Here is a 22,498-nt window from a genome sequence, read left to right on the forward strand (position 1 = left end):
GTGGAACATGAGTGTGACAAATACCGATCATGTCATCACCCATAACCAAAGGGCATGGGTGTTCAGGGGATGGAGGCGGGAGGGGTCGGCAGGAGCGCTGCGCAGACGTCGCGGGCGCAGTCGATGAACTCGCGGTGCAACAGGCTCAGGGGGTCGTTGGCATGGACCATGATGTTGATGGGCACCGGCACGGGCGGGTCCAGGCGGCTGAGGGTCATGCCGGGTTTCAGCATGGCCCGGCCAGTCAGCAGGTCCACGATGGCATCGCCGCACCCGGCCTCGACCAGGCTGCAGGCCACGTAGTGGGTCTGGACGATGATGCGGGTATCCAGATCGATGCCAGCCTGTTGCAGGGCCTGGTCCATGATGGTGCCCACCTGGTCTCGGGTGTCCAACGCGATCACCGGGCGATCCGCCAGCCGCCTGAGTTGAATGGGGTTGGGCGCCGCCGTCAGGCTGAGAAAGGCCAGTTCGGTGATTCCGATGGGGATGCGGCGCAGGCCGGGGTGGTCGTGGTTGTCGAAGGTGATGACCAGATCGAGTTCCTGGGCGTGCAGGCCCTCGACCAGGTCGGGGCTGTGCTGGGTGCTGATCTTGAACGAGGCTTTGGATGCCTGATGGAATCGCTGGATGGCCATGGGCAACAGGCCCAGGCCGATGGCCGGTGCGCAGCCAATCCGCAGGTGCCCCTGGCGTCCCTGGCGCAGATTGGCCGCCAGCCGCCGCACGTGGGCCAGTTCCTGGCCCAGCAGTTCGATCTGGGGGCTGAGGATCTCGGCTTCGCGCGTCGGAACCAATCGGCCCTTGACCCGGTCGAACAGCTTGAAGCCCAGTTGGGACTCGGCGTGCGCCAGGGTCTTGCTGGCGGCCGGTTGCGAGATGTTCAGCAAAGCGGCAGCCTGGGTGAGCGACCCGGCCTGGCGTATGGCTTCGAAGATTTCGATGTGCCGCAACCGCATGAGGATGCCTGGTGGAAACGGGGTGGGGCTGAGCTGCGAAGGCCGGCAAATGCGCGGATTGGACGCCCGACAGCCAAGCAGTATAGAGCATAGCCTGCCGTTATGGGACCCCGTGAAATTGCTATTTGTTGGAAGGTGGCGATCTGCCGATAATGTGCAGATCGCCTTGTTGTTTTGCAGCATGGTGCTGAGGATGACAAAATGAGTACACTAGCGGGCGCCTGCCGCACCCTTGGCAGGTGCCCGTCGCCGTCAAGACCGACGGAATATCAATTACAACGGGCTTCTTAGGAGGAATCATGAAAATATTGCCTATCATTCTGGCGACGACTGTTGCAGTAGCAGGGATGACCACTGCCCAGGCTGAAACCAGCCGGATCGACAAGATCAAATCCACGGGTGAACTGACGCTCGGGTATCGCGAATCATCGATCCCGTTTTCCTATCTGGATGACAACCAGAAGCCCGTCGGTTATTCCATGGACATCTGCTACGGCATTGCCGATGCCCTGAAGAAAGACCTGAACCTGCCCAGCCTGAAGATCAAGCTGGTGTCCGTGACTTCCTCCACGCGGATCCCGCTGGTGGCCAACGGCACGGTGGACATCTCCTGCGGTTCCGCCACCAACAACGCCCAGCGCCAGGAACAGGTTGCCTTCGCGCCCACCACTTTCGTGACGGCCACGCGCTTTGCCGCCCTGAAAGCCTCGAATCTGAAGGACCTGGCTGACTTCAAGGGCAAGACCGTCGTTTCCACGTCGGGCACCAGCAACCTGAAATGGCTGACCCAGACCAATGCCGATCAGAACCTGGGTATGCGCATCATCCCGGCAAAGGATCACTCCGAAGCCTTCCTGACGGTGGCCAATGGCCGCGCCACGGCTTTCTTCATGGATGACATCCTGCTGGCCGGCCTGGTTGCCAACTCCCAGAATGCCGGCGACTGGATGATCAGCGAAAAGGCCTACACGATCGAACCCTACGGCATGATCGAACCCAAGGGCGACCCGAAGTTCAAGACCGCAGTGGACGATGCCGTCAAGGCCATGATGAAGGACGGCAAGATCGACGCGCTGTACAAGAAATGGTTCACGTCGCCGATTCCGCCCAAGAACATCAACCTGAACTGGCCGATGACTGCTGAACTGAAGAACGTCATCGCGCATCCCACCGATTCGCCCGATCCCGCCGACTACAAGAAGTAATCCGTAGTCCTTAGGGAAACACTGCGAAAGTGGCGGCACCTCCCGGGCTCAGCACGGAGAGGTGCCGTTTGCGTCACAGGCGTCACCGGATGCGATCTTCGCATGCGGTGGCGGCTCACAGGATATCCATATGAATTACCACTGGAACTGGCTGATTTTCTGGGCGGACGCCCCTGATGGCACCGGGACCTACCTGCACACCCTGATCCGGGGTGCCTACTGGACCCTGGGCGTGTCGGCGCTGGCCTGGATCATCGCCCTGGCCGTCGGCGTCGTCGTCGGGGTCATGCGTACGACCCGCATCGGCTGGATCGAGCGCATCTGCGCCGGATATGTCGAAATCTTCCGCAACGTGCCGCTGCTGGTACAGATGTTCTTGTGGTATTTCGTCTTCCCCGAAATCGTGCCCAAGGCGCTGGGCGACGCAATCAAGCAGGCCGACCCGGTCTGGAGCACCTTCTGGACGGCAACCATCTGCCTGGGCTTGTTCACCTCGTCCCGGATCGCGGAACAGGTGCGGGCCGGCATCACGGCGCTGCCGCTGGGGCAGAACATGGCGGGTACCGCCCTGGGCCTGACCCGGGCGCAGGTCTATCGCTACGTGCTGCTGCCCATGACGGTGCGCATCATCATGCCGCCGCTCACCTCCGAGGCCCTGAACCTGATCAAGAACTCGTCCATCGCCTTCACCATCGGCCTGCTGGAAATCACCGGGGCTGCCCGTTCCATGCAGGAATTTTCATTCCAGATTTTCGAAAGCTTCACGGCTGCCACCATTCTGTACCTGATCATCAATCTGGTGGTCGTGGTGCTGATGCGCCTGATCGAAAAATGGATCAGCGTGCCGGGCTTCATCGGCACCAAGCGCTAAGGGGGCCACCATGTTCGGATTCGATTTTGAAGTCATCTGGCGCACGCTGCCCTATGTGCTGGGCACGGGCCTGGTGTTCACGGTCAAGCTGACCGTGATCGCCACGATCGGTGCCGTGATCCTGGGCACCCTGATGGCCATGATGCGGCTGTCGTCCAACCGGGTGATCTCCGGGGTGGCCGGGTTCTACGTCAACCTGATGCGTGCGTTGCCGCTGATCCTGATCATTTTCTGGTTCTATTTCCTGGTGCCCTACATCATCGGTTGGGTGACCGGCGCGGGTCGGCCGATTGCCGTGGGCGGGTTCACGTCGGCGTTGATCACTTTCATTTTGTTCGAGGCTGCGTATTTCTGCGAAATCATGCGGGCCGGCATCCAGTCGATTCCTTTCGGCCAGGTTGGGGCTGGGTACGCCCTGGGCCTGAACTACTGGCAGGTCATGGGCCAGATCGTGCTGCCGCAGGCGTTTCGCAACATGACGCCGGTGCTGCTGACGCAGATGATCGTGCTGTTCCAGGATACGTCCCTGGTCTATGTGCTGTCCCTGACCGACTTCCTGGGCGCCGCCAACAACATCGCGCAGCGCGACGGCCGTATGGTGGAAATGTTCATCTTCGCCGCCGTCGTCTACTTCCTTATTTCGTATATTGCATCCCGCTCGGTCAAACGGCTGGAGCGCCGCATCGCCATCGTGCGCTAAGGGCAGGAGTTATTCATGATTGAATTCAAGAACGTCAGCAAATGGTATGGGTCCTTTCAAGTCCTGACGGATTGTTCGACGTCGGTCTCCAAGGGCGAAGTCGTGGTGATCTGCGGTCCGTCGGGTTCGGGGAAGTCCACCCTGATCAAGACCGCCAATGCGCTGGAACCCTTCCAGAAGGGTGAGATCTTCATCGACGGGGTGTCGGTGGGCGCAGCAGGCACCAATCTGCCGAAACTGCGCTCGCGCATCGGCATGGTCTTCCAGCACTTCGAACTGTTCCCCCACCTGTCGGTCATGCGCAATCTGACCCTGGCGCAGATGAAAGTCCTGGGCCGCTCGGAATCGGACGCCAATGAACGTGGTCGGCTCCTGCTGGATCGCGTCGGTCTCAGCGCCCACATCGACAAGTACCCCGGCCAGCTGTCCGGCGGCCAGCAGCAGCGTGTCGCGATCGCACGGGCCTTGGCCATGGACCCTATGGCCATGCTGTTCGACGAACCCACCTCGGCGCTGGACCCGGAAATGGTCAACGAGGTGCTGGATGTGATGGTGGACCTGGCCAAGGAAGGCATGACCATGATGGTCGTGACCCACGAAATGGGCTTTGCCCGCAGCGTGGCCGACCGGGTGATCTTCATGGATCAGGGCGCCATCATCGAGGACTGCAAAAAGGACGAATTCTTCGGCGACCCCGAAGCCCGTTCCGATCGCGCCAAACACTTCCTGTCGAAGATCCTGCACCACTGATGGTGCATATTGAGAGTCGCCTGCGCAGCGTGGGGGCGACCTTTTTGCCGCCGGGCCGCCCCCAGGCAAAAACGCCCCCTCGGGGGGCAGCAAGCCGAAGGCGCAGCGTGGGGGTTCCCCCTTCCTCTTACTTTTGAAGGTGCAATTCATGATTCCCGGTGTCGACAATGACAGCATTGTCTATCTGAATGGCGAGTACGTCCGGCTGGGCGATGCCAAGATCTCGGTCCTGGACCGGGGTTTCATTTTTGGCGACGGCATCTACGAAGTCGTCCCCTGCTATGGGGGCAAGCCCTTTCTGATGCAGAATCACCTGGCGCGCCTGGAGCGCAGCCTGAAAGCCATCCGCCTGGATGCCGGGCGCAGCATCGCCGACTGGGAAAGCCTGGTGCGCGACATCCTGTCGCGGACGGACTCCCAGGGGGATTGCACGGTATACCTGCAGGTCACGCGCGGCGTGGCCAAGCGGGATCATGGCTTTCCGGCCAGTAGCCAGGCCACGGTCTTTTGCATGGTGTCGCCGCTCAAGCGCCCTGATGCGCACAAACGCGAACACGGCATGACGGCGGTCAGCATGCCTGACGAACGCTGGCTGCACTGCGAGATCAAATCCGTGTCCCTGCTGGGCAATGTGCTGGCCAAACAGCATGCGACGGACGCGGGCGTGGACGAAGTCCTGCAGTTTCGCAACGGCAACCTGTCCGAGGGCTCGTCCTGCAATATCTGGGTGGTCAAAGACGGTGTGATGTGCGCGCCGGTGCGCGACCACTTGATCCTGGAAGGCATCCGCTACGGGTTCCTGGAACAGCTGGCGACCGACAATGGGATTCGCTTCGAGTCCCGGCCCATCACCCAGGCCGAGGTCGCCGAGGCCGACGAGCTGATGCTGTCCTCGGCCACCAAGGAAATCCTGCCGATCACGCAGTACGACGGCCGTCCTGTGGGTTCAGGCAAACCCGGTCCGGTATATGCCCGCTTGCGGGCCGCCTACGATCAGGCCATCGCCGCCCTGTGATCCGACTGCAGGGCGGGCGTCAGTCCGCCTGCATCTGCTCCGACCACCAGACGAACTGATTCTTGCCGGCGTTTTTCGCCGCGTACATGGCGGTGTCGGCCCGGCCGATCAGGGCGTCCAGGTCGGTGCCGTGCGTGGGGTACAGCACGGCGCCGATGCTGGCGGAAATGGCTACTTCGGTGCCGCTCAGGTCGAAGGGCTGGCAGAGCGCCTGCAGGACATTGTGGATGATGCGCTCTGCATCTTCCCGGGTGTGCAGATTGCCCAGCACGATGGCGAATTCATCACCGCCGAAGCGCGCCACCGTGTCTTCGGATGTTGCCCGGACGTGGCGTTTCAGCCGTCGGGCCACCTGCAGCAGCAGATCGTCTCCCCGGGCGTGGCCGTGGTGGTCGTTCACTCCTTTGAAGCCGTCCAGATCCAGGTACAGGATGGCGGCCCAGGTGCCGTGGCGGCGGGCGGATTCCAGGGTCCGCATGCAGCGTTCCTGAAACAGGACACGGTTGGCCAGCCCCGTCAGGGGGTCGTGCCGGGCAGCGTGCGCCTGGCCGGCCTCGCTGATCTGCAGGGCCAGGGTGATGGCCCGCTGGCGCGCCATGCCCAGAATCACGGCGGTGGCGAAGCACAGGATCAGGGCCGAGGATGCGCCCGCAGCCAGCAGGTAGCCGGTACGCCGATGCAAGGACGAGGCGATGGCCTCGTCGTAGGCGGTGCCGACCACGGCCATCAGGGGGTAGTCGCCCAGCGTGCGGTAGCTGATGATGCGCCGGATCCCGTCCGGTTCGCCGTCATCCACGAAATTGCCCGTCGGTTGGGTGGCGTGGCGGATGAACCACGGCAGGGCGCGGGCATCCTGGTTGAAGCTGACCTCGCCGCCGATATTGCGGCCGCGCGTGTAGCCGTCCAGCCCGGTGACCCCCAGCAATCCGTGCGCGCCCAGGTCGGCCTGCTGATAGAAGCTGGTCAGATAGGCCGGGTCGATCGCCATGACGACCACGCCGCCGAAGCTTCCGTCCGGCAAGGTGATCCGCAATGACAGCGGAATACGCCATTCCCCCGATACCCGGCCCAGGACAGGGCGGCTGATGAACAGCGTGTCATGGGCGTTGTCGCGTTGGGCCAGGAAGAAATTCCGGTCTGCATAGTTGACGTCGGGCGAGGTGTCCTGGGTGCTGGCGATGATCGCGCCCTGTGCATCCACCACACTGATGATGGTGAAGATGTCTTCGCGTATCACCTGCCGCTGGACCCAGCCGCGCAGATCGGGAGGTTTGCCATACCGCAGATAGCCTTCGCGGGTGAAGGCGGCTACCTGTTCTGCGGCCTTGAGCGTGCGAAAGATATCTTGCTCGAAGGCAATGGTCAGGTTGGAATTGGCCCGCATGGCGGCGTTGATCGCCTGTTCGCGTTCGCTGCCGATACGCTGCTGCACGGCCAGCCAAAGGGCGCTCAGGAGGGCCAGGCACAACAATGTGATGGCCAGGCATAGCGGCTTGTTGAACGCGTAGCGCTGCTCGGCGGAACCCATGATGCGGATCATTGATGCGAGATAGTTGTGCCACTGTACCGGTCCCGGAGATTTTCGTCGAGCCTTGGCCCAGGGGCCTGTCGCCGCCGAGTGGCGTGATCCCGGCGCTGTCCGGGAAGACCTGGCCCTGTGATATTCTTTTTAGCTTCCTTCACCACCTTTTGCGTGCCATGTCCGTCGATTATCTGAAGCGCATTCTGACGTCCAAAGTCTATGACGTCGCCCATGAAACCCCTCTGGACCTGGCCCCCCGAATCAGCAAGCGTATCGGCAACACGGTGCTGCTCAAGCGCGAGGACACCCAGCCGGTGTTCAGTTTCAAGCTGCGTGGCGCCTACAACAAGATGGCGCACCTCAGCGTCGACGAGCTCAAGCGCGGGGTGATCGCGGCGTCTGCCGGCAATCATGCCCAGGGGGTGGCGCTGGCCGCCAGCCGCCTGAAATGCCGGGCGGTGATCGTCATGCCGGTGACGACACCCCTGGTCAAGATCGATGCGGTGCGGGCTTTGGGTGGCGAGGTCGTGCTGTTTGGCGACAGTTTCACCGAGGCGGCTGAGCACGCGACCGAACTGCAGGCGCGCGATGGCCTGACCTTCGTGCATCCCTTCGACGATCCGGACGTGATCGCGGGGCAGGGCACGGTGGGCATGGAAATCCTGCGCCAGCACCCAGGGCCGATCGATGCCGTGTTCGTGGCGATCGGCGGCGGCGGGTTGATCTCCGGGGTGGCCGCCTACATCAAGCAGCTGCGCCCCGATATCCAGGTGATTGGCGTGCAGACCGAGGATTCCGACGCCATGATCCGCAGCGTGCGGGCCGGGCGCCGGGTGCGCCTGAACGACGTCGGCCTGTTTTCCGACGGTACCGCCGTCAAGCAGGTTGGCCAGGAAACGTTCCGGATGGTGCGGGAATACGTGGATGACTTCGTCACGGTCGATACGGATGCGATCTGCGCCGGCATCAAGGACGTCTTCCAGGACACGCGCAGCGTGCTGGAACCGGCCGGGGCTTTGGCGCTGGCCGGGGCCAAGCGCTATGCGGCCCAGCAGAAATGGAAGGGCAAGACCCTGGTGGCCATCACCTGCGGCGCCAACATGAACTTCGACCGCTTGCGCTTCGTGGCGGAACGCGCCGATGTGGGCGAAGCCCGCGAGGCGCTGTTCGCCATCACTCTGCCTGAAAAACGCGGCAGTTTCCTGCGACTGTGCGAAGCGGTCGGGCAGCGGGCCGTGACGGAATTCAACTACCGGATATCCGATGCCGAAAAGGCGCACGTCTATGTCGGGTTGCAGATCCGGTCCGAGCCTGAAATCGAGAAACTGGCCGCGCATTTTCGCAAACTGGATTTCCCTACGCTGGATCTGACCGGCAACGAAATGGCCAAGACGCACTTGCGCTACATGGTGGGCGGTCATTCCGGCCTGGCCAAGCACGAAGTGCTCTACCGTTTCGAGTTTCCGGAACGCCCGGGCGCCCTGATGAAGTTCCTGGGCGCCATGAATCCCGACTGGAACATCAGCCTGTTCCATTACCGGAATCAGGGCGATGACTACGGCCGCATTCTGGTCGGCATCCAGGTGCCGCCGGATGACAAGAAAGCCTTCAAGGATTTCCTGGCCACCCTGGGCTATCCGTACTGGAACGAGACGGACAATCCAGCGTATCAGTTGTTCCTGTAGGCGGGTGCCGTTGCGCGTTTCCGGTCAGGCTGCGTGATCTTCTGCTGCGGCAGCCCGGGCGGGCGCGCCGACCCGCGAGGCGGGAAAGACGATCGAGAACGTGCTGCCGGCGCCCGGTTCGCTGGTGATGTCCAGCGTCGCCTGGTGGCGCAGGACCACGTGTTTCGTGATGGCCAGGCCCAGGCCCGTGCCGCCGGTGGCGTGGGATCGGCCTCGGTCCACCCGGAAGAAGCGCTCGGTCAGGCGGGGAATGTCATCTGCGGCGATGCCGATGCCGGTGTCGCGCACCGAATAGCGGGCGCCGCCGTCGGCCTGCCGTGCCCAGGCCACCGCGATCGTGCCGCCTGCCGGGGTATAGCGCACGGCGTTGGTCAGCAGATTGCTGAGAGCGGATGACAGTTCGATGTCCTGTCCGATCACCTGCAAAGTATCGTCCACGCGCACGTCGAATTGGTGTTGTCCGTTGGACAAGGCCTGGCATTGGGTCAGAGCGGTGCGGATCAGGGCGGGCACGGACACCGGGCTGCCGGGGCTGTTGGGGGTGGTTTCCAGGGACGACAGGGTCAGCAGATCGGCGACCAGGGCCTGCATATTGTGGGCCTGCTGGGCCATGAGTTCCAGATAGTGGCGCCGCTGGTCGGGACTGATGGCTTCGTCAGGCAGGTCCAGCAGCGTTTCCACGAAGCCGGACAGCACGGTCAGCGGGGTGCGCAGCTCGTGGGAAACATTGGCGACGAAGTCCTTGCGGGTGTTTTCCAGGCGTTCGATCTGGGTGATGTCGCGCGTGACCATGAGAAATTGGCCGACCCCGTAGGGCGCCAGGTGCAGCAGCAGGGTGCGAGTCTGGCCGCTGCGGCTCAGGTGCAGGATCAGCGGCTTGTCCCAGCTGTCCTGGCGGGCATAGCGGGCGAAGTCCGGCGCCCGGATGATGTTCAGGATGCTGTGTCCCCGGTCCTGGTGATGATTCAGACCCAGGTGTTCCGCTGCCGTCTGGTTGCACCACAGCAGGGATTTGTCGGGCCCCAGAGTCAGCGCGCCGTCGGGCAGGGCTTCGGCGGCCAGCAGGGCGCGCTGGAAATTGCGGTTGCGTTCCTGCAGGTCCAGGCGATTCTGTTTCAGCTTGCGGTAGATGGGCGCCAGGACCTCGTCCCACGGGCCGACCGAGGATGGCGGCGGGTCGTCGATGTTGCGCACCCAGCGGGCGATGCGCGATAACTGCAGGCCGCTGACGAGAATCATGGCGAGCAGCCCCAGGGCGAAGATCGCCCAGCCGGTGGCGGCGCCCAGCCAGGCGCCCAGCAACCAGCCGCTCAGGGCCCAGAGCGCGATGGAAACAAGCGTTTTGGTCATTCCGTATGTGTCGTGCTGAAACGGTAGCCCGCCCCCCGGACGGTCTGGATGGTGTGTTCCTGGCGGGCTGGCGAAAGCGCCTTGCGCAGGCGGCGGATGTGGACATCCACCGTGCGTTCTTCGACGAAGACGTGGTCGCCCCAGACCTGATCCAGCAGTTGGCTGCGGCTGTACACGCGCTGCGCATGCGTCATCAGGAAGTGTAGCAGGCGGAATTCGGTCGGCCCCATGGGCAGCGCTTGCTGGCGCCCGAAGACTTGCCGCGTGTTGGGGTCCAGTTGCAGATCCCCCGCCTGGATCAGGTCCGTGGTGAGCTGGGGGGCGCGGCGGCGCAGCAGCGATTTGATGCGGGCCAGCAGCTCGCGCGGGGAAAATGGTTTGGTCAGGTAGTCGTCGGCACCGGCCTCCAGCCCATCGACCTTGTCCTGTTCAGTGCCGCGCGCAGTCAGCATGATCAGGGGGATTTCGCGGGTGCGGGGGGCGGCGCGCAGCTGCTGGGCCAGGCGGATGCCGGGCTGGTCGGGCAGCATCCAGTCCAGCAGGATCAGATCGGGCAGCACACTCTGGATCTGGGCCAGGGCCTGGCGGCTGTCCTGCGCGGCATTGACCGCATAGCCGGCGTGTTGCAGGTTGATGGTCAGCAGTTCCAGGATGGCGGGTTCGTCTTCGATGATCAGAATCGTGGCGGACATGACAGATGTGTGAATCCTGTGGTCGTGTTGATCGTCGTCATCATACGGTCACATTATTTCATTCATGTGACGCTGCCGCCGCCTGGGTGCGGGGCCGTGAGTGCAAAGGAATGCGGTACGATACGCGGATCATGACTGAATCATCCCGACAGCCCGGCCAGGGGCCGGAAACCCATTTCGGATTCGAGACCGTTCGCGAGGCCGACAAGGCCCATCGCGTGGCCGAGGTCTTTCATTCGGTGGCCAGCCGCTACGATGTGATGAACGACCTGATGTCGGGTGGCCTGCATCGGGTCTGGAAGGCCTTTACGGTCGGCCGGGCGCAGATCCGGCCAGGCATGCGGGTGCTGGACATCGCCGGGGGCACCGGCGATCTGGCGCGGGCATTCGCCAAACGCGCCGGGCCGAGCGGCCAGGTCTGGCTGACCGATATCAACGATTCCATGCTTCGAGTGGGGCGCGACCGCCTGCTGGATCGCGGTCTGGTGACGCCGGTGGCGGTGTGCGATGCCGAATGCCTGCCATTTCCCGACCATTATTTTGATCGGGTGTCGGTGGCGTTCGGGCTGCGCAACATGACGCACAAGGACCGCGCCCTGGCTGAAATGCATCGCGTGCTGAAACCTGGCGGCAAGCTGCTGGTGCTGGAATTTTCCCGCGTGGCTCCGGCGTTGGCGCCCGTCTACGACTGGTATTCCTTCAATGTCCTGCCCAAGATCGGCCAGGTCGTTGCGTCCGACGAGGCCAGCTATCGCTATCTGGCTGAATCCATCCGCATGCACCCGGATCAGGAAACCCTGGCCGACATGCTGCGCACGGTCGGGTTCGGCAGGGTGCAGTACTTCAACATGACGGCCGGCGTGGTGGCGCTGCACGAAGGCGTGCGGCTGGATTGATCACCCTTTCTCGCCGGGTTTTGCGCAGGGCCGCGTAACGCGGCCCTGCGTGTTTTCGGGGTGCCCGGGTTTTGCATGATTTCTGCTGCGAGTGGGCGGGATCTATGGTAATTTACTGAAATTCAGCTTCCTGTCAGCTTTAATTTTTTCTGGCAGTTTCGAGCTGATGACCGATTTCCCAGGAGACTCCATGATTGTTCAAATGCCACGCTGGTTCCTAGCTACCCTGCTGCTGGTCGCGGCGCTGATGATGCTGGCCGTCACGTCCGACGCCCAGGCGCGCCGCATGGGCGGTGGCGCCAGCTTTGGCCGCCAGTCCTCCAACGTCACGAAACAGCGCCAGGCGGTCACGCCGCCCGCAGCCACGACGACGCAGCGGGCGGCGACGCCCGCTGCGGGCGCGGCTGCCGGTACGGCAGCTGCAGGCGCCGCCGCCAAATCGGGCATGTCCCGCTGGCTGGGCCCCATCGCCGGCATCGCGGCTGGCCTGGGAATTGCCGCCCTGCTGTCCAGCATGGGGCTGTCGGGCGCCTTCCTGGAATTCCTGTCCAGCGCCCTGCTGATCGGGCTGGTGATCTTTGCCGTCATGTTCCTGGTGCGCCGTTTGCGTGGCGCGCAGCGTCCTTTGGCCACGGCCGGGGCTGCGGGCGCAGGCAACAACAGCTATCGCCAGTCGCAGCAGCCGTCCGCCTGGACACCGCCGCCTGCGGCGGCAGCCCCCGCCGCGTCGGCTGCGCCGGTGATCGAATCCGTTTCGTCCACTGCCAGTCATGATCCGTCCTGGTTCATTCCGGGCGACTTCGACGTGCCGACCTTCCTGAACCAGGCCAAGCAGCAGTTCACCCAGATCCAGGCCCTGTGGGACGCTGGCGACCGGTCCGCGCTGCGCGAACTGCTGACCGATGACCTGCTGGCGGAAATCACCCCGCGCCTGCCCCAGCCGGGCGAGGGCAATCACACGGAAATCGTGCTGCTGAACGCCGAACTGCTGGGGATCGAAGCCGTGGCGGGCGGCCACCTGGCCAGCGTGCGCTATTCGGGCATGCTGCGCGAGGCCCCTGGTGCCGAGGCCTTCCGCCTGGAAGAAGTCTGGAACCTGTACAAGGCCGATGGCGCCGGCTGGCTGCTGGCCGGTATTCAGCAACTGAATCCACAGGCCTGATCCGGCCTGCGGAGCGGGGCGCGGACCGCGTGCTGTGGTCTGCGGTCCCGCGTGGGCAGTGCCCAAAACCAGTAAACTGAGGGTCCGGGATCGCCATCATGGCAGGTCCCGGACCTTCGGTTTTCTGCGCATGAATAATAAATTCTTTCCTCCTTTTCTGCCCCGGCCTGCGGACTTGCTGCTGCGCGGGCTCAATGCGCTGCTGCGCCGCGAATCCTGGGCCGGCGCGCGCCTGGCCGGACATGCCGGGAAGTCCGTGCGGGTTGCTGCGGGGGCCTGGTCGCTGCAGATCAGCATCGAGTCCGATGGGGCATTGCAGGTCTGCGATGACGCCGTGGTCCCCGATGTCACACTGTCCATCCCGGCCGATCGCCTGCGGGAATTGCCGGCCGCCTGGCGGCAACAAGGCCTGGCGGGGGTGACGGCCCTGGCGCATATCCAGGGGGATGCCGGCCTGGCGCACCTGGTGTCCGATCTGGCGAGGGATCTGCGCTGGGATGTCGAAGACGATCTGTCGCGCGTCGTTGGCGATGCGATGGCCGTGCGCCTGGTTCAGGGCGGCCGGCAATTGGCCGCCGGGGTGCGCCACAGCGCGGTGCGGGCGCAGGATAACCTGACTGAATATCTGGCGGAAGAGTCCGGCATCGGCGTGCGGGGCGCGGATTTCCGCCGCTGGCGCGGCGATCTGCGCGCGCTGGAATCCCGGCTGGACCGACTGGATGCCCGCGTGCGGCAGCTGCCGGGGGACGCATGCTGACGTTCTGCCGTCTGGTCTATATTTTATGGGTCAGCCTGCGCTATCGGCTGGATGAGCTGGTGCTGTCCAGTCTGCAGCATCCCTGGGCGCATGCGCTGTTGCGCGTGGTGTGCCTGGGCCGTCGCCCGCGCCGACCCAGAGGCGAAAGGCTGCGGCTGGCCCTGGAAACCCTGGGGCCGATCTACGTGAAATTCGGCCAAGTGCTGTCCACGCGCCGCGATCTGGTGCCGACTGATATTGCCGATGAACTGGCCCGTCTGCAGGACCGCGTGCCGCCCTTTCCGTCGGATCAGGCGGCGGCCATCATCCAGGAATCCCTGGGCGCGGCGCCTCAGACGCTGTTTGCGCAGTTCGACCGCGATCCGGTGGCATCCGCCTCGATCGCCCAGGTGCATTTTGCCGTCCTGCACGACGGGCGCGAGGTCGCCGTCAAGGTCCTGCGCCCTGGCATGCGCGAAGCCATCGAGCGCGATCTGACCCTGTTGCGGGCCCTGGCGGGTCTGGTCGAACGCCTGGCCCCGGATGGCCGCCGCCTGAAGCCGCGCGAGGTTGTCGCGGAATTCGACAAGTACCTGCACGACGAACTGGACCTGATCCGCGAGGCGGCCAATTGCAGCCAGCTGCGGCGCAATTTCGGGCCGGATACCGGTCGGGCCGATCTGCTGCTGGTGCCTGAAGTCGTCTGGGAATTCTGCGCCAGCCAGGTCTTTACCATGCAGCGCATGCGCGGGGTGCCGGTCAGCCGGGTGGCCCAGCTGCGCGAAATGGGGGTGGACATCCCATTGCTGGCGCGCCAGGGTGTGGAAATCTTTTTCATGCAGGTGTTCATCGACGGCTTTTTCCATGCCGATATGCACCCGGGCAACATCTACGTGTCCGACGCCCCGGATAGCCTGGGGCGCTACATCGCACTGGATTTCGGCATTGTCGGTTCGCTGTCGGAATTCGACAAGAACTACCTGGCGCAGAATTTCCTGGCCTTCTTTCGACGCGACTATCGCCGGGTGGCGCAACTGCACATCGAATCGGGCTGGGTGCCACCCACCACCCGCGAGGAAGAACTCGAAGGCGCAGTGCGGGCGGTGTGCGAACCCTATTTCGACCGGCCCCTGGCGGAGATCTCCCTGGGACAGGTGCTGCTGCGTCTGTTCCAGACTTCGCGCCGCTTCAATGTGGAAATCCAGCCCCAGCTGGTGCTGCTGCAAAAGACCTTGCTGAACGTCGAGGGCATGGGGCGTGAACTGGACCCCAACCTGGATCTCTGGCAGACCGCCAAGCCGTTCCTGGAACGCTGGATGCATCAGCGGGTGGGCCTGAAGGGCCTGCGCCAGCGACTGGACCAGGAAGCCAGCCAGTGGGCGCAGATCCTGCCGCAGATTCCCCGGTTGGTCTATACCCGGCTGAACCATCCCGATCCAGGGCCCGCCATGCGCTCTGAACTGGAACGGCTGCGCCGTGCCCAGGAAGGCGCCAACCGTCTGCTGGTCGTGCTGTGCGGCATTCTGGCCGTGGGGCTGGGGATAGCGGTCTGGGCGCTGACGCGGGGGGGCGGGGTATGACGGCCGAATCATCCGATCGAGCCCACGACGCCTCGGCCGCAGGCTCGGTGGATGGTACGCCCATGCCCCGCTTCGAGTCCAAGATCCTGGCCCCGGAGGATTGCCGTCAGGCGATTGCCCAGGGCCGTTTGCCACGCCCCTGGGTGTTCACAAACGGGGTGTTCGACATCCTGCATCGCGGTCACGTCACCTACCTGGATCAGGCGGCTCAGCTGGGCGGTTCACTGATCGTCGCGGTCAATACCGATGCGTCCGTGCGCCGGCTGGGCAAGGGCGCTGACCGGCCTTTGAATGCCTGCGCAGACCGGGCGGCCCTGCTGGCGGCCCTGGCCTGCGTGGACCTGGTGACCTGGTTCGAGGAAGACACGCCTCTGGAACTGATCCAGGCATTGCGCCCGGACATCATCGTCAAGGGCGGCGACTACGATATGGATCTGTTGCCCGAAACCGCCGCAGTGCGCAGCTGGGGCGGGCGAGCGGTAGCCATCCCGTTTGAACACCAGCGGTCCACCACGGCCCTGCTGCGGAAAATTCGCCAGTAAGATCGTGGCCCCTCAGGCAGTTCCAGCCATCGACACCCGAAAGGAATACTTTGCCCTTTATGAAAAAGAAAATCCGCCTGCAGCTTCTTGAAGGCGCTTACGCTGTATCGCGCCTGAGCCCATCGTCGGCGATTCCGGCCTGGGCTGACGGCCCGGGGTTCGTGTCCATCAGTCGCGGGCGCGAAGAGCTCTCCATCGTGTGTCGCCAAGAACGGGTGCCGGAAGGCATCACGACGCAGGGGGGATGGACGGCGCTTTGTTTCGCCGGCCCCTTTGCATTTGACGAGATTGGAATTGTGTTGTCGGTCGTGCAGCCACTATCCGAACGCGGCATTGGAGTTTTTGTGGTCTCTACCTACGACACCGACTACATGCTGCTGAAGAGCGCGGATATGGCACGAGCGACGGAAGTGCTGATCGACGCCGGCCATACGCTGCTGCCTGCTTGAGATCTGCAACCCTTTTTATTGCAGATCAGCCAGATCCGTGTGTGGTCAGAACTTGAAGCGGGACCGCGCCGTGCCGCGCAGGGGCTTGGTCCAGGTGTCGAAGATCTGCTCGGTTTCAAAGTTCGCAGCGCTGGTGCGCGTGATGCGGCAGGCGGTCATGATGGGATTGTGCCCCACGATGGCCACCAGGCGCCCGCCCACGGCCAGCTGGTATTTCAGTGCGTCGGGCACGGTGGGGACTGAGCCGGTGATCAGGATGGCATCGTATTCTGCCGTGCCCCAGCCCGCGTGAGCATCGCCGGTTTCCTGCACGACATTGCCGATCTGGCTGCGCGCCAGGTTGGCCTGGGCGAAGGCGGCCAGACGGCTGTCGATCTCGATGGACGTGACCTGCTGGCACAGGAGCGACAGCAGCGCGGCCTGGTAGCCGGACCCGGTGCCGATTTCCAGCACGCAGTCGCTGGGGATCAGGTGCAGTTCTTCGATGAGTTTCGTTTCGACCTTGGGCGAGAGCATGTGTTCGCGCGTGTCGACGCCGTCGATGATCAGCGGCAGTTCCGTGTCCGTGAACGCCAGGGCCTGCAGCTGCGGCGGCACGAAGCGTTCGCGCGGCAGGTCGAAGGCCGCCTGCAGCAGGCGCTCGTTCTGGACATTCCAGGGGCGGATCTGCTGTTCGACCATGTTGAAACGGGCACGTTCGGCATCGCTGATGTCATTGACGTTCATGTCTCGTAAGCCTTAGGGTTAACGTGAGTCGATTATAGGCCAGACCCCGGCGCATGCGGGGGCAGGCCGGTGTCTGGAGAGGTCTTTTGCGGTGGATCAGGCGGGTTGGCCCCACCATGCATGGAAATGCTGGACAGGGCCGTGACCGGACCCCACCTGCAATTGGCCGGATGCAGCGATGGCCCGTTCCAGGTAGTGCTTGGCCTGGCGGGCGGCTTCCGGTACGTCGCCGGTGCGGGGCAGCAGGGCGGCCAGGGCGGCCGACAGGGTGCAGCCGGTGCCGTGGGTATTGGGGGTGTCGATGCGCCGGCCGGGCAGTTCGATCATGCGGTCGCCATCGTGCAGCATGTCGACCGTATCGTTGCCCGGCAGGTGGCCGCCTTTCAGGAAGACCCAGCGGTGCGAGTCGTCGGGCAGCAGGCGGCGCAGGCGTTCGGCCGCGCGGCGCATGTCCTTCAGGTTGTCGGCCGGCCCTTGGCCCAGCAGCACGCCGGCTTCGGGCAGATTGGGGGTGATGACGGTCGCCAGCGGGATCAGGCCCTCGCGCAGGGCCTCGACGGCCTGGCGTTCCAGCAGATGGTCGCCACTTTTGGCGACCATGACCGGGTCCAGCACCAGATGGGCGGGTTTCCAGTAGGCCAACCGGTCCGCCACGGTACGCGTGACGCCTGCCTGGCCCAGCATGCCGATCTTCACCGCATCGACGCGCACGTCGGCAAACAGCGTGTCGATCTGCGCGGCGACGAAATCCGGCGGCACCGGGGCGATGTGCGCGACTGCCTGGGTGTTCTGGGCGGTCAGCGCCGCGATCACCGCCATGCCGTAGGCGCCCAGCGCGCTCATGGTCTTGACGTCCGCCAGCACGCCGGCGCCGCCGGAGGGATCTACGCCGGCGATGGATAGGGTATTTGGAATCATCACGGATTTTGCGTCGGTGTCGGAAAAAGGCCTGGGCGGCCACGGCATCGGGAGTGGCTGAGGTTCAGGCCGCCCGCGTCGAGGGCAGCAGGCCTTCGGTGGGTGAACTGGGATCAGCGTCGTAGTATTTGCGTTTCACGCGGCCTGCCAGATAGGCCTCGCGGCCTGCCTCGACGCCCAGGCGCATGGCCCGTGCCATGCGGATCGGATCGCGGGCGCCGGCGATGGCGGTATTCATCAGGATGGCATCGCAGCCCAGTTCCATGGCAATGGCGGCGTCGGATGCCGTGCCGACCCCCGCGTCCACCAGCACCGGAACGGAAGCCTGGTCGATGATCAGCCGCAGGTTCCAGGGGTTGAGGATCCCCATGCCCGAGCCGATCAGGGACGCCAGCGGCATCACAGCGGACACGCCGATGTCTTCCAGCATGCGGCACTGGATGGGATCGTCGCTGCAGTAGACCATGACATCAAAGCCGTCGGCGACCAGAGTGCGGGCGGCCGCCAGGGTTTCCGGCATGTTGGGAAACAGATTGCCGGCGTCGCCCAGCACTTCCAGCTTGCACAGATTGTGGCCGTCCAGCAGTTCGCGCGCCAGCCGCAGGGTGCGCACGGCGTCGTCTGCGGTATAGCAGCCCGCCGTGTTGGGCAGGATGGTGTAGCGGTCGGGCGACAGGAAATCCAGCAGATTGGGTTCGCCGGGGTTCTGGCCGATGTTGGTGCGGCGGATGGCGACCGTGACGATTTCTGTGCCGCTGGCCTCGATGGCCTCGCGGGTCTGATCGAAATCACGATATTTTCCGGTGCCGACCAGCAGGCGGGAATGGAAGGTGCGATCGGCGATGGTGAGGGTGTCTGCGGTGTTCATGGCGATTGATGGGGCGTAGGCATGGGAATGGCCGCCCGAAAAGAACGGCCGCCTGACAGAATAATCCATTTGACTTGTCAGCGGGCTGCCGACAGGAGGCAAGCCCGCGATGACACAAAATGTTAATTTTCAGTACATGTGATCGATGCTCAGTTAAGTATATTCACAGAAAACAAGTACAAATTGTGACAGACACTGCCTTTTGGATCGAATTGATCTTCATTGCTTGATGGCGAGGTGGATATGTTGATGCACAAGAAAACAACTGCGGCCTTGCTGGCGGCGACTGTGTTTGTCGCGGGCTGCGCGACCCAGGATGGCGGCTGGGGCAATAAACAGACCGCCGGCACCGTTATCGGCAGTATCGCCGGCGCTTTGCTGGGCAGCCAGATCGGCGGAGGGTCCGGGCGTACCGTCGCCATCATTGCCGGCGCCCTGGCCGGTGGCGCGCTGGGCAACTGGATCGGTTCCAGTCTGGATGACAAGGATCGGCAGGCGTTGGCGGCCAGTACCCAGCAGGTGCTGACCACCGGGAAATCACAGACCTGGGATTCGGACCACAGCGGCGCCAAGGCCGTCATCCGTCCGATCTCCTCGAAAACAGTCACTCAGCAGGCCACTATGAAACGGGCGCCGACCATCGCCCAGGTCGATCATCTGGCGGTCATCAACGAGCCCTGGCAGGCCCATAAATCAGCGAACCTGCGGGCCGGCCCGGCGACGTCCTACGACAAGGTCGGTGGCCTTGCCCCCGGCCAATCCTTCACCGCGTTGGGCCGTACCGGCAATGACTGGATTGCCGTGGGCCGCCAGGGGGTGACGGTCGGCTATGTTGCGGGGACTCTGGTGGGGCCGATCCGGTCCGCCCAGGCGGACCAGGCGACTGACCTGGACACGATCTCGGTGGCGCAGGCTGAAAGCCAGGGGTTCAACCTGGATACGCTGGAACCTCAGAAGCCTGTCGTCGAGTCGGTCGCGGTTCAGACGACGTGCCGCAAGATCCAGTACGACGTCACCACGGCCAAGGGCAATGAGTCCAAGACGGTCGATGCCTGCCAGGGGGTGGATGGCGCCTGGCAGATTGGATGATGATCCATGAAATCCGCACTGATGACCGTAACGCTGGTGGCAGCGGTCGTCGTCAGCAGTCCGGCGGCGGCGCAGTCCTATCGTCTGGCCTACTCCAAGGCCGAAAACATCGAAATTTTCATCCAGGGTGCCACCCAGCAGTCGTGGTGCAAGCCTGAACTGGATCTGCGGGTGGTCTATCACGACACGCCGGATCCGCAGGCGTGGGCAGGCCTGATGCCCAAGCTGGGGGCTTTGCTGGATCGGCAGTGTCCGCAGGCGACTGCGGTCAGTTGGACCACGGTGGATGCCGCTGGCAAGACCCTGGCGCAGGGCGTCAGCGACAAAGCGCGGCACTGGGCGCTGGCGTCGACGCCAGCCGCGTCCGCACCGGCGGCGGCTCAATCGGCAGCAACGGCGCAAGCCGATACGCAAGCCGGCGCGTCACCGCCCGCACACGCGGCCGGGGAACCTGCCGCCAAGGTGGCATCGGTCGCTCCGGCAGTGGCTCCGACTGCGCCGGTCGCCCCATCCGCAGCGGCTGCAGTCTCGGCGGGTCCGGCCGCAGGGACGGCGCAGGTGGCTGTCGCGCAGGCTGCCCCTGCACCCGCATCTGAACCTGTGCCCCAGCCTCAACCCGAGCCTGCAGCCCTCACAACGGCTTCTGCGCCTGCTTTTGGCCCCGCCGGCTTTGCCGTGCATGATTGGCAGCCGGAAGCCGAACAGGCCGTGCTGCAGCGCTCGCCCTTCGTGACGTGGTTGAAAGACCAGAATGGCTGCAGCGTGCTGATCGGGACCGCTCTGGGGGCGGATGCGCAAGGCGCGTCACTGCAGACGAAAGGGCTGAATTGCGCCCCCGGTGGCCGGGCGCAGGGCGAAGGCTCTTTGGTCCTGCAACGCTCGGATGGCGCCCGTCTCGGGGCGATACGCCGGGTGTATGTCGTCAATGGCTTCCCTTTTGGCAAGCCGGTTCAGGATGCCAGGCTGGTGGCGACGGACGGCCATCAGGTCCTGTGGTTCGACCTTGGGCATGACCAGGCTTCCAAGACCTATTTCCTGCTCAGGACCTGGGTGGCCGACCGGCAGCCTTTGTCCGATCTGCAGATCAGTCAGGATATGCGTCTGGATGGTTTGACCGAAGGCGTCGACGGTTTCCAGAAGGCCGAGGACATCCAGCGCCGGGTGGATGCCGGGCTGGCTGCGGCGGCGCGGGAACTCCCCGACAATCTGAGGGTGCGGCTGAGATTCTCGGATGACCTGCAGGGGGTTTTGAAAGAAGACCCCGCGCACATGATGTACGCCATCAATGCGACTCGGCGTTATGACTCATCGCGCCCGGTGGCGGACAACCCCTGGCAATACAGTTTGCAGAACGCGCGCAACTACGCCTATGCGCGCGCCCAGAAAGAAGCCGAACAACTGGCGGCTGCGCAGCAAGCGGCGGAACAGGCCGCCGCTGAAAAAGCGGCTGTAGAAGCCGCCCGCGTCGCTGCGGTCCAGGCGCTGCAAGCGTTTGATCAGGCCGGCACAACCGTAGGCGACTGGCGGCCGGGCGCCGAGGCCGATGTCCTGAAGGCGGCTGCCTTCCTGACCACCATGGACGATCAACAGGGGTGCAAGCTGCGGGCGCGATACCGGCTGGGGGCGGATCCCCAGTTCCTGTCGCTCAAGACCAAAGGCTTGAGTTGCAATGCGGCGGGGTACGCGGAGGGCGCCGGCTCGCTGGAGATCCAGCGTTCAGACGGCGCCGTGCTGGTGCGTTTGCCCAATGTGTACGCCACCGATGGCTATCTGTTCAATCAGCCGGTCCAGGTTGCCAGATTGGTCGCCACGGATGGCCAGCGCTGGCTGTGGTTTGCGCTGGGTTATGACAGCGAATCTCAGTCCTATCTGCTGTTGCGCGCCCAGGCGCCTGACACCAGTGGCGTGTCGGTGTTGCAGGTCAGCCCGTCCGTAGATGGTCTGACAACTCATGAGGCAAGTTTCCGTAAACAGGCAGATATCCAGCGTCTGGTCGATGTCAGTCTGAGTGCGTTGGTGACGGTGGCCATGCCTGATGCGCGCAATGCCAGCGTGCGTTTTGCAGATACGCTGGACAGCCTGATCAGCGGGGACAACAATCACATGATGTACGCGGTCAACGCAGCGCGGGATTGGGATTCACGCAAAAAGCAGGCTGCAGGCCCCTGGAAATACAATCTGCAAAACGCCACCAACTATGTCTTTGCCCGCGCCCAGCGCAAGGCCGAAGAAGAACGCCGGCAGGCGCTTCTGGCAGAGCAACAACGTATCCAGGCGCTGCAACAGGCGGCCATGCAGGCGCAGAATGCCTTGAATCAATATGATCGTCTGGTACAGCAATCCAAGCAGGATCCAGACAGCCTCTATCGTCAGCTGTCCGGAAATCTGCCTGGTTACGAGCCTGTCTTGGGCGGCGCATATGGCCGCTTTTATGGCGGCCGTCCCATCGGTTTCCAGCAGGTCGTGCACATCACAGATCAATCGGGTGACGAGGCACAAGCCGATTTCCCCTACGATCTGCGCATTGCCGGCAAGCCCCCGCTGGCGGATGGCTGGTACTGGATACGCGGCAAGGCCGTGGCAGATGCGAGCCGTCAGGATGATCAGGGGCTGGATATGACGGTGGTGACCCCTGGGGCCCAGGGGGTGACGGCCTGCAAGCAGGACGGTTGCGTGGATCTGACCGATCCCCTGGCGCTGACGCGGCTGGCATTGCAGCAGCCGGACTGGACACCCGAGGCCGCGCATCAAGCCATCGATCAGGCCAAGAACCCCTGACAACC

Annotated in this window: 21 protein-coding genes; 14 read left to right on the forward strand and 7 right to left on the reverse strand. The window is 63.9% G+C overall.

The genetic code is table 11. From position 1 onward, the window contains the following. Positions 1-62 precede the first annotated feature (62 nt). Entirely contained in the window at positions 63-959 is an 897-nt protein-coding gene (locus VDP74_RS08580) for a LysR substrate-binding domain-containing protein (RefSeq protein WP_322999212.1), read from the reverse strand. 299 nt (positions 960-1,258) lie between these two features. Here VDP74_RS08580 and VDP74_RS08585 point away from each other — a divergent pair, with 299 nt between their 5' ends. From VDP74_RS08585 to VDP74_RS08605, 5 genes are all read left to right on the forward strand, one after another. Continuing rightward, positions 1,259-2,164, forward strand: coding sequence for an amino acid ABC transporter substrate-binding protein (locus VDP74_RS08585; RefSeq protein WP_322999213.1), 906 nt, complete (start codon positions 1,259-1,261; stop codon positions 2,162-2,164). Between the two features lie 130 nt (positions 2,165-2,294). After that, complete coding sequence (locus tag VDP74_RS08590) at positions 2,295-3,035, forward strand: amino acid ABC transporter permease (RefSeq protein WP_322999214.1); 741 nt, start codon at positions 2,295-2,297, stop codon at positions 3,033-3,035. Positions 3,036-3,045: 10 nt separating this feature from the next. Beyond that, positions 3,046-3,735: an ABC transporter permease subunit gene (locus VDP74_RS08595; RefSeq protein ID WP_322999215.1), complete on the forward strand. Its 690-nt coding sequence runs from the start codon at positions 3,046-3,048 to the stop codon at positions 3,733-3,735. A gap of 15 nt (positions 3,736-3,750) precedes the next feature. Then, positions 3,751-4,485 carry an amino acid ABC transporter ATP-binding protein gene (locus VDP74_RS08600; RefSeq protein ID WP_322999216.1) on the forward strand — a complete coding sequence of 245 codons (735 nt, stop codon included), beginning with the start codon at positions 3,751-3,753 and terminating at the stop codon, positions 4,483-4,485. Between the two features lie 148 nt (positions 4,486-4,633). Further along, positions 4,634-5,500, forward strand: a complete 867-nt coding sequence (locus VDP74_RS08605; protein WP_322999217.1) for a D-amino acid aminotransferase — start codon at positions 4,634-4,636, stop codon at positions 5,498-5,500. Positions 5,501-5,519: 19 nt separating this feature from the next. Here the strand turns inward: VDP74_RS08605 and VDP74_RS08610 are convergent, their stop codons facing one another. Continuing rightward, a complete protein-coding gene (locus tag VDP74_RS08610) occupies positions 5,520-7,028 on the reverse strand; it encodes a diguanylate cyclase domain-containing protein (protein WP_322999218.1) in 1,509 nt (502 codons plus the stop codon). A 170-nt stretch (positions 7,029-7,198) separates the two neighbouring features. Between VDP74_RS08610 and ilvA the strand changes: the two genes are divergently transcribed. Continuing rightward, positions 7,199-8,707, forward strand: a complete 1,509-nt coding sequence (gene ilvA, locus VDP74_RS08615; RefSeq protein ID WP_322999219.1) for a threonine ammonia-lyase, biosynthetic — start codon at positions 7,199-7,201, stop codon at positions 8,705-8,707. 24 nt (positions 8,708-8,731) lie between these two features. Here the strand turns inward: ilvA and phoR are convergent, their stop codons facing one another. Next, entirely contained in the window at positions 8,732-10,057 is a 1,326-nt protein-coding gene (phoR, locus tag VDP74_RS08620; RefSeq protein WP_322999220.1) for a phosphate regulon sensor histidine kinase PhoR, read from the reverse strand. Further along, the gene (gene phoB, locus VDP74_RS08625; RefSeq protein WP_322999221.1) at positions 10,054-10,749 is read right to left on the reverse strand and encodes a phosphate regulon transcriptional regulator PhoB; all 696 of its coding nucleotides are present in this window, start codon (positions 10,747-10,749) and stop codon (positions 10,054-10,056) included. The genes phoR and phoB overlap by 4 nt, the downstream gene beginning before the upstream one ends. 131 nt (positions 10,750-10,880) lie before the next feature. Here phoB and ubiE point away from each other — a divergent pair, with 131 nt between their 5' ends. The 6 genes from ubiE to VDP74_RS08655 all read left to right on the forward strand — a co-directional run bounded on the left by ubiE (position 10,881) and on the right by VDP74_RS08655 (position 16,114). Then, positions 10,881-11,645, forward strand: coding sequence for a bifunctional demethylmenaquinone methyltransferase/2-methoxy-6-polyprenyl-1,4-benzoquinol methylase UbiE (gene ubiE, locus VDP74_RS08630; protein WP_322999222.1), 765 nt, complete (start codon positions 10,881-10,883; stop codon positions 11,643-11,645). Positions 11,646-11,835: 190 nt separating this feature from the next. Next, on the forward strand, positions 11,836-12,807 hold the full coding sequence (locus VDP74_RS08635; protein WP_322999223.1) for a Tim44 domain-containing protein: 972 nt from the start codon (positions 11,836-11,838) through the stop codon (positions 12,805-12,807). Between the two features lie 130 nt (positions 12,808-12,937). Beyond that, a complete protein-coding gene (locus tag VDP74_RS08640; RefSeq protein ID WP_322999224.1) occupies positions 12,938-13,564 on the forward strand; it encodes a ubiquinone biosynthesis accessory factor UbiJ in 627 nt (208 codons plus the stop codon). Further along, positions 13,558-15,123: a ubiquinone biosynthesis regulatory protein kinase UbiB gene (ubiB, locus tag VDP74_RS08645; RefSeq protein ID WP_322999225.1), complete on the forward strand. Its 1,566-nt coding sequence runs from the start codon at positions 13,558-13,560 to the stop codon at positions 15,121-15,123. The genes VDP74_RS08640 and ubiB overlap by 7 nt, the downstream gene beginning before the upstream one ends. Positions 15,124-15,185: 62 nt before the next feature. Beyond that, the gene (gene rfaE2 / locus VDP74_RS08650) at positions 15,186-15,665 is read left to right on the forward strand and encodes a D-glycero-beta-D-manno-heptose 1-phosphate adenylyltransferase (RefSeq protein WP_322999264.1); all 480 of its coding nucleotides are present in this window, start codon (positions 15,186-15,188) and stop codon (positions 15,663-15,665) included. Positions 15,666-15,724: 59 nt separating this feature from the next. Beyond that, positions 15,725-16,114 (forward strand): ACT domain-containing protein, encoded by a 390-nt coding sequence (locus tag VDP74_RS08655; RefSeq protein ID WP_322999226.1) that lies wholly within the window; start codon positions 15,725-15,727, stop codon positions 16,112-16,114. Between the two features lie 45 nt (positions 16,115-16,159). Here the strand turns inward: VDP74_RS08655 and VDP74_RS08660 are convergent, their stop codons facing one another. From VDP74_RS08660 to VDP74_RS08670, 3 genes are all read right to left on the reverse strand, one after another. Next, on the reverse strand, positions 16,160-16,840 hold the full coding sequence (locus VDP74_RS08660; protein ID WP_322999227.1) for a protein-L-isoaspartate O-methyltransferase: 681 nt from the start codon (positions 16,838-16,840) through the stop codon (positions 16,160-16,162). A gap of 96 nt (positions 16,841-16,936) precedes the next feature. Then, positions 16,937-17,758: a bifunctional hydroxymethylpyrimidine kinase/phosphomethylpyrimidine kinase gene (thiD, locus tag VDP74_RS08665; RefSeq protein WP_322999228.1), complete on the reverse strand. Its 822-nt coding sequence runs from the start codon at positions 17,756-17,758 to the stop codon at positions 16,937-16,939. 64 nt (positions 17,759-17,822) lie between these two features. Further along, positions 17,823-18,626, reverse strand: a complete 804-nt coding sequence (locus VDP74_RS08670; protein ID WP_322999229.1) for a thiazole synthase — start codon at positions 18,624-18,626, stop codon at positions 17,823-17,825. A gap of 249 nt (positions 18,627-18,875) precedes the next feature. Between VDP74_RS08670 and VDP74_RS08675 the strand changes: the two genes are divergently transcribed. Then, positions 18,876-19,715, forward strand: coding sequence for an SH3 domain-containing protein (locus VDP74_RS08675; protein ID WP_322999230.1), 840 nt, complete (start codon positions 18,876-18,878; stop codon positions 19,713-19,715). 6 nt (positions 19,716-19,721) lie between these two features. Next, the gene (locus VDP74_RS08680; protein WP_322999231.1) at positions 19,722-22,493 is read left to right on the forward strand and encodes a hypothetical protein; all 2,772 of its coding nucleotides are present in this window, start codon (positions 19,722-19,724) and stop codon (positions 22,491-22,493) included. Positions 22,494-22,498 lie beyond the last annotated feature (5 nt).

The sequence above is a fragment of the Castellaniella sp. genome (assembly GCF_034674885.1).
Classification (GTDB): domain Bacteria; phylum Pseudomonadota; class Gammaproteobacteria; order Burkholderiales; family Burkholderiaceae_B; genus Castellaniella.

Coding starts and splice junctions, on each gene's coding strand:
- VDP74_RS08580 (WP_322999212.1), bottom strand. CDS start 959: ATGCGGTTGCGGCACATCGAAATCTTCGAAGCCATACGCCAGGCCGGG.
- VDP74_RS08585 (WP_322999213.1), top strand. CDS start 1,259: ATGAAAATATTGCCTATCATTCTGGCGACGACTGTTGCAGTAGCAGGG.
- VDP74_RS08590 (WP_322999214.1), top strand. CDS start 2,295: ATGAATTACCACTGGAACTGGCTGATTTTCTGGGCGGACGCCCCTGAT.
- VDP74_RS08595 (WP_322999215.1), top strand. CDS start 3,046: ATGTTCGGATTCGATTTTGAAGTCATCTGGCGCACGCTGCCCTATGTG.
- VDP74_RS08600 (WP_322999216.1), top strand. CDS start 3,751: ATGATTGAATTCAAGAACGTCAGCAAATGGTATGGGTCCTTTCAAGTC.
- VDP74_RS08605 (WP_322999217.1), top strand. CDS start 4,634: ATGATTCCCGGTGTCGACAATGACAGCATTGTCTATCTGAATGGCGAG.
- VDP74_RS08610 (WP_322999218.1), bottom strand. CDS start 7,028: ATGGGTTCCGCCGAGCAGCGCTACGCGTTCAACAAGCCGCTATGCCTG.
- ilvA (WP_322999219.1), top strand. CDS start 7,199: ATGTCCGTCGATTATCTGAAGCGCATTCTGACGTCCAAAGTCTATGAC.
- phoR (WP_322999220.1), bottom strand. CDS start 10,057: ATGACCAAAACGCTTGTTTCCATCGCGCTCTGGGCCCTGAGCGGCTGG.
- phoB (WP_322999221.1), bottom strand. CDS start 10,749: ATGTCCGCCACGATTCTGATCATCGAAGACGAACCCGCCATCCTGGAA.
- ubiE (WP_322999222.1), top strand. CDS start 10,881: ATGACTGAATCATCCCGACAGCCCGGCCAGGGGCCGGAAACCCATTTC.
- VDP74_RS08635 (WP_322999223.1), top strand. CDS start 11,836: ATGATTGTTCAAATGCCACGCTGGTTCCTAGCTACCCTGCTGCTGGTC.
- VDP74_RS08640 (WP_322999224.1), top strand. CDS start 12,938: ATGAATAATAAATTCTTTCCTCCTTTTCTGCCCCGGCCTGCGGACTTG.
- ubiB (WP_322999225.1), top strand. CDS start 13,558: ATGCTGACGTTCTGCCGTCTGGTCTATATTTTATGGGTCAGCCTGCGC.
- rfaE2 (WP_322999264.1), top strand. CDS start 15,186: ATGCCCCGCTTCGAGTCCAAGATCCTGGCCCCGGAGGATTGCCGTCAG.
- VDP74_RS08655 (WP_322999226.1), top strand. CDS start 15,725: ATGAAAAAGAAAATCCGCCTGCAGCTTCTTGAAGGCGCTTACGCTGTA.
- VDP74_RS08660 (WP_322999227.1), bottom strand. CDS start 16,840: ATGAACGTCAATGACATCAGCGATGCCGAACGTGCCCGTTTCAACATG.
- thiD (WP_322999228.1), bottom strand. CDS start 17,758: ATGATTCCAAATACCCTATCCATCGCCGGCGTAGATCCCTCCGGCGGC.
- VDP74_RS08670 (WP_322999229.1), bottom strand. CDS start 18,626: ATGAACACCGCAGACACCCTCACCATCGCCGATCGCACCTTCCATTCC.
- VDP74_RS08675 (WP_322999230.1), top strand. CDS start 18,876: ATGCACAAGAAAACAACTGCGGCCTTGCTGGCGGCGACTGTGTTTGTC.
- VDP74_RS08680 (WP_322999231.1), top strand. CDS start 19,722: ATGAAATCCGCACTGATGACCGTAACGCTGGTGGCAGCGGTCGTCGTC.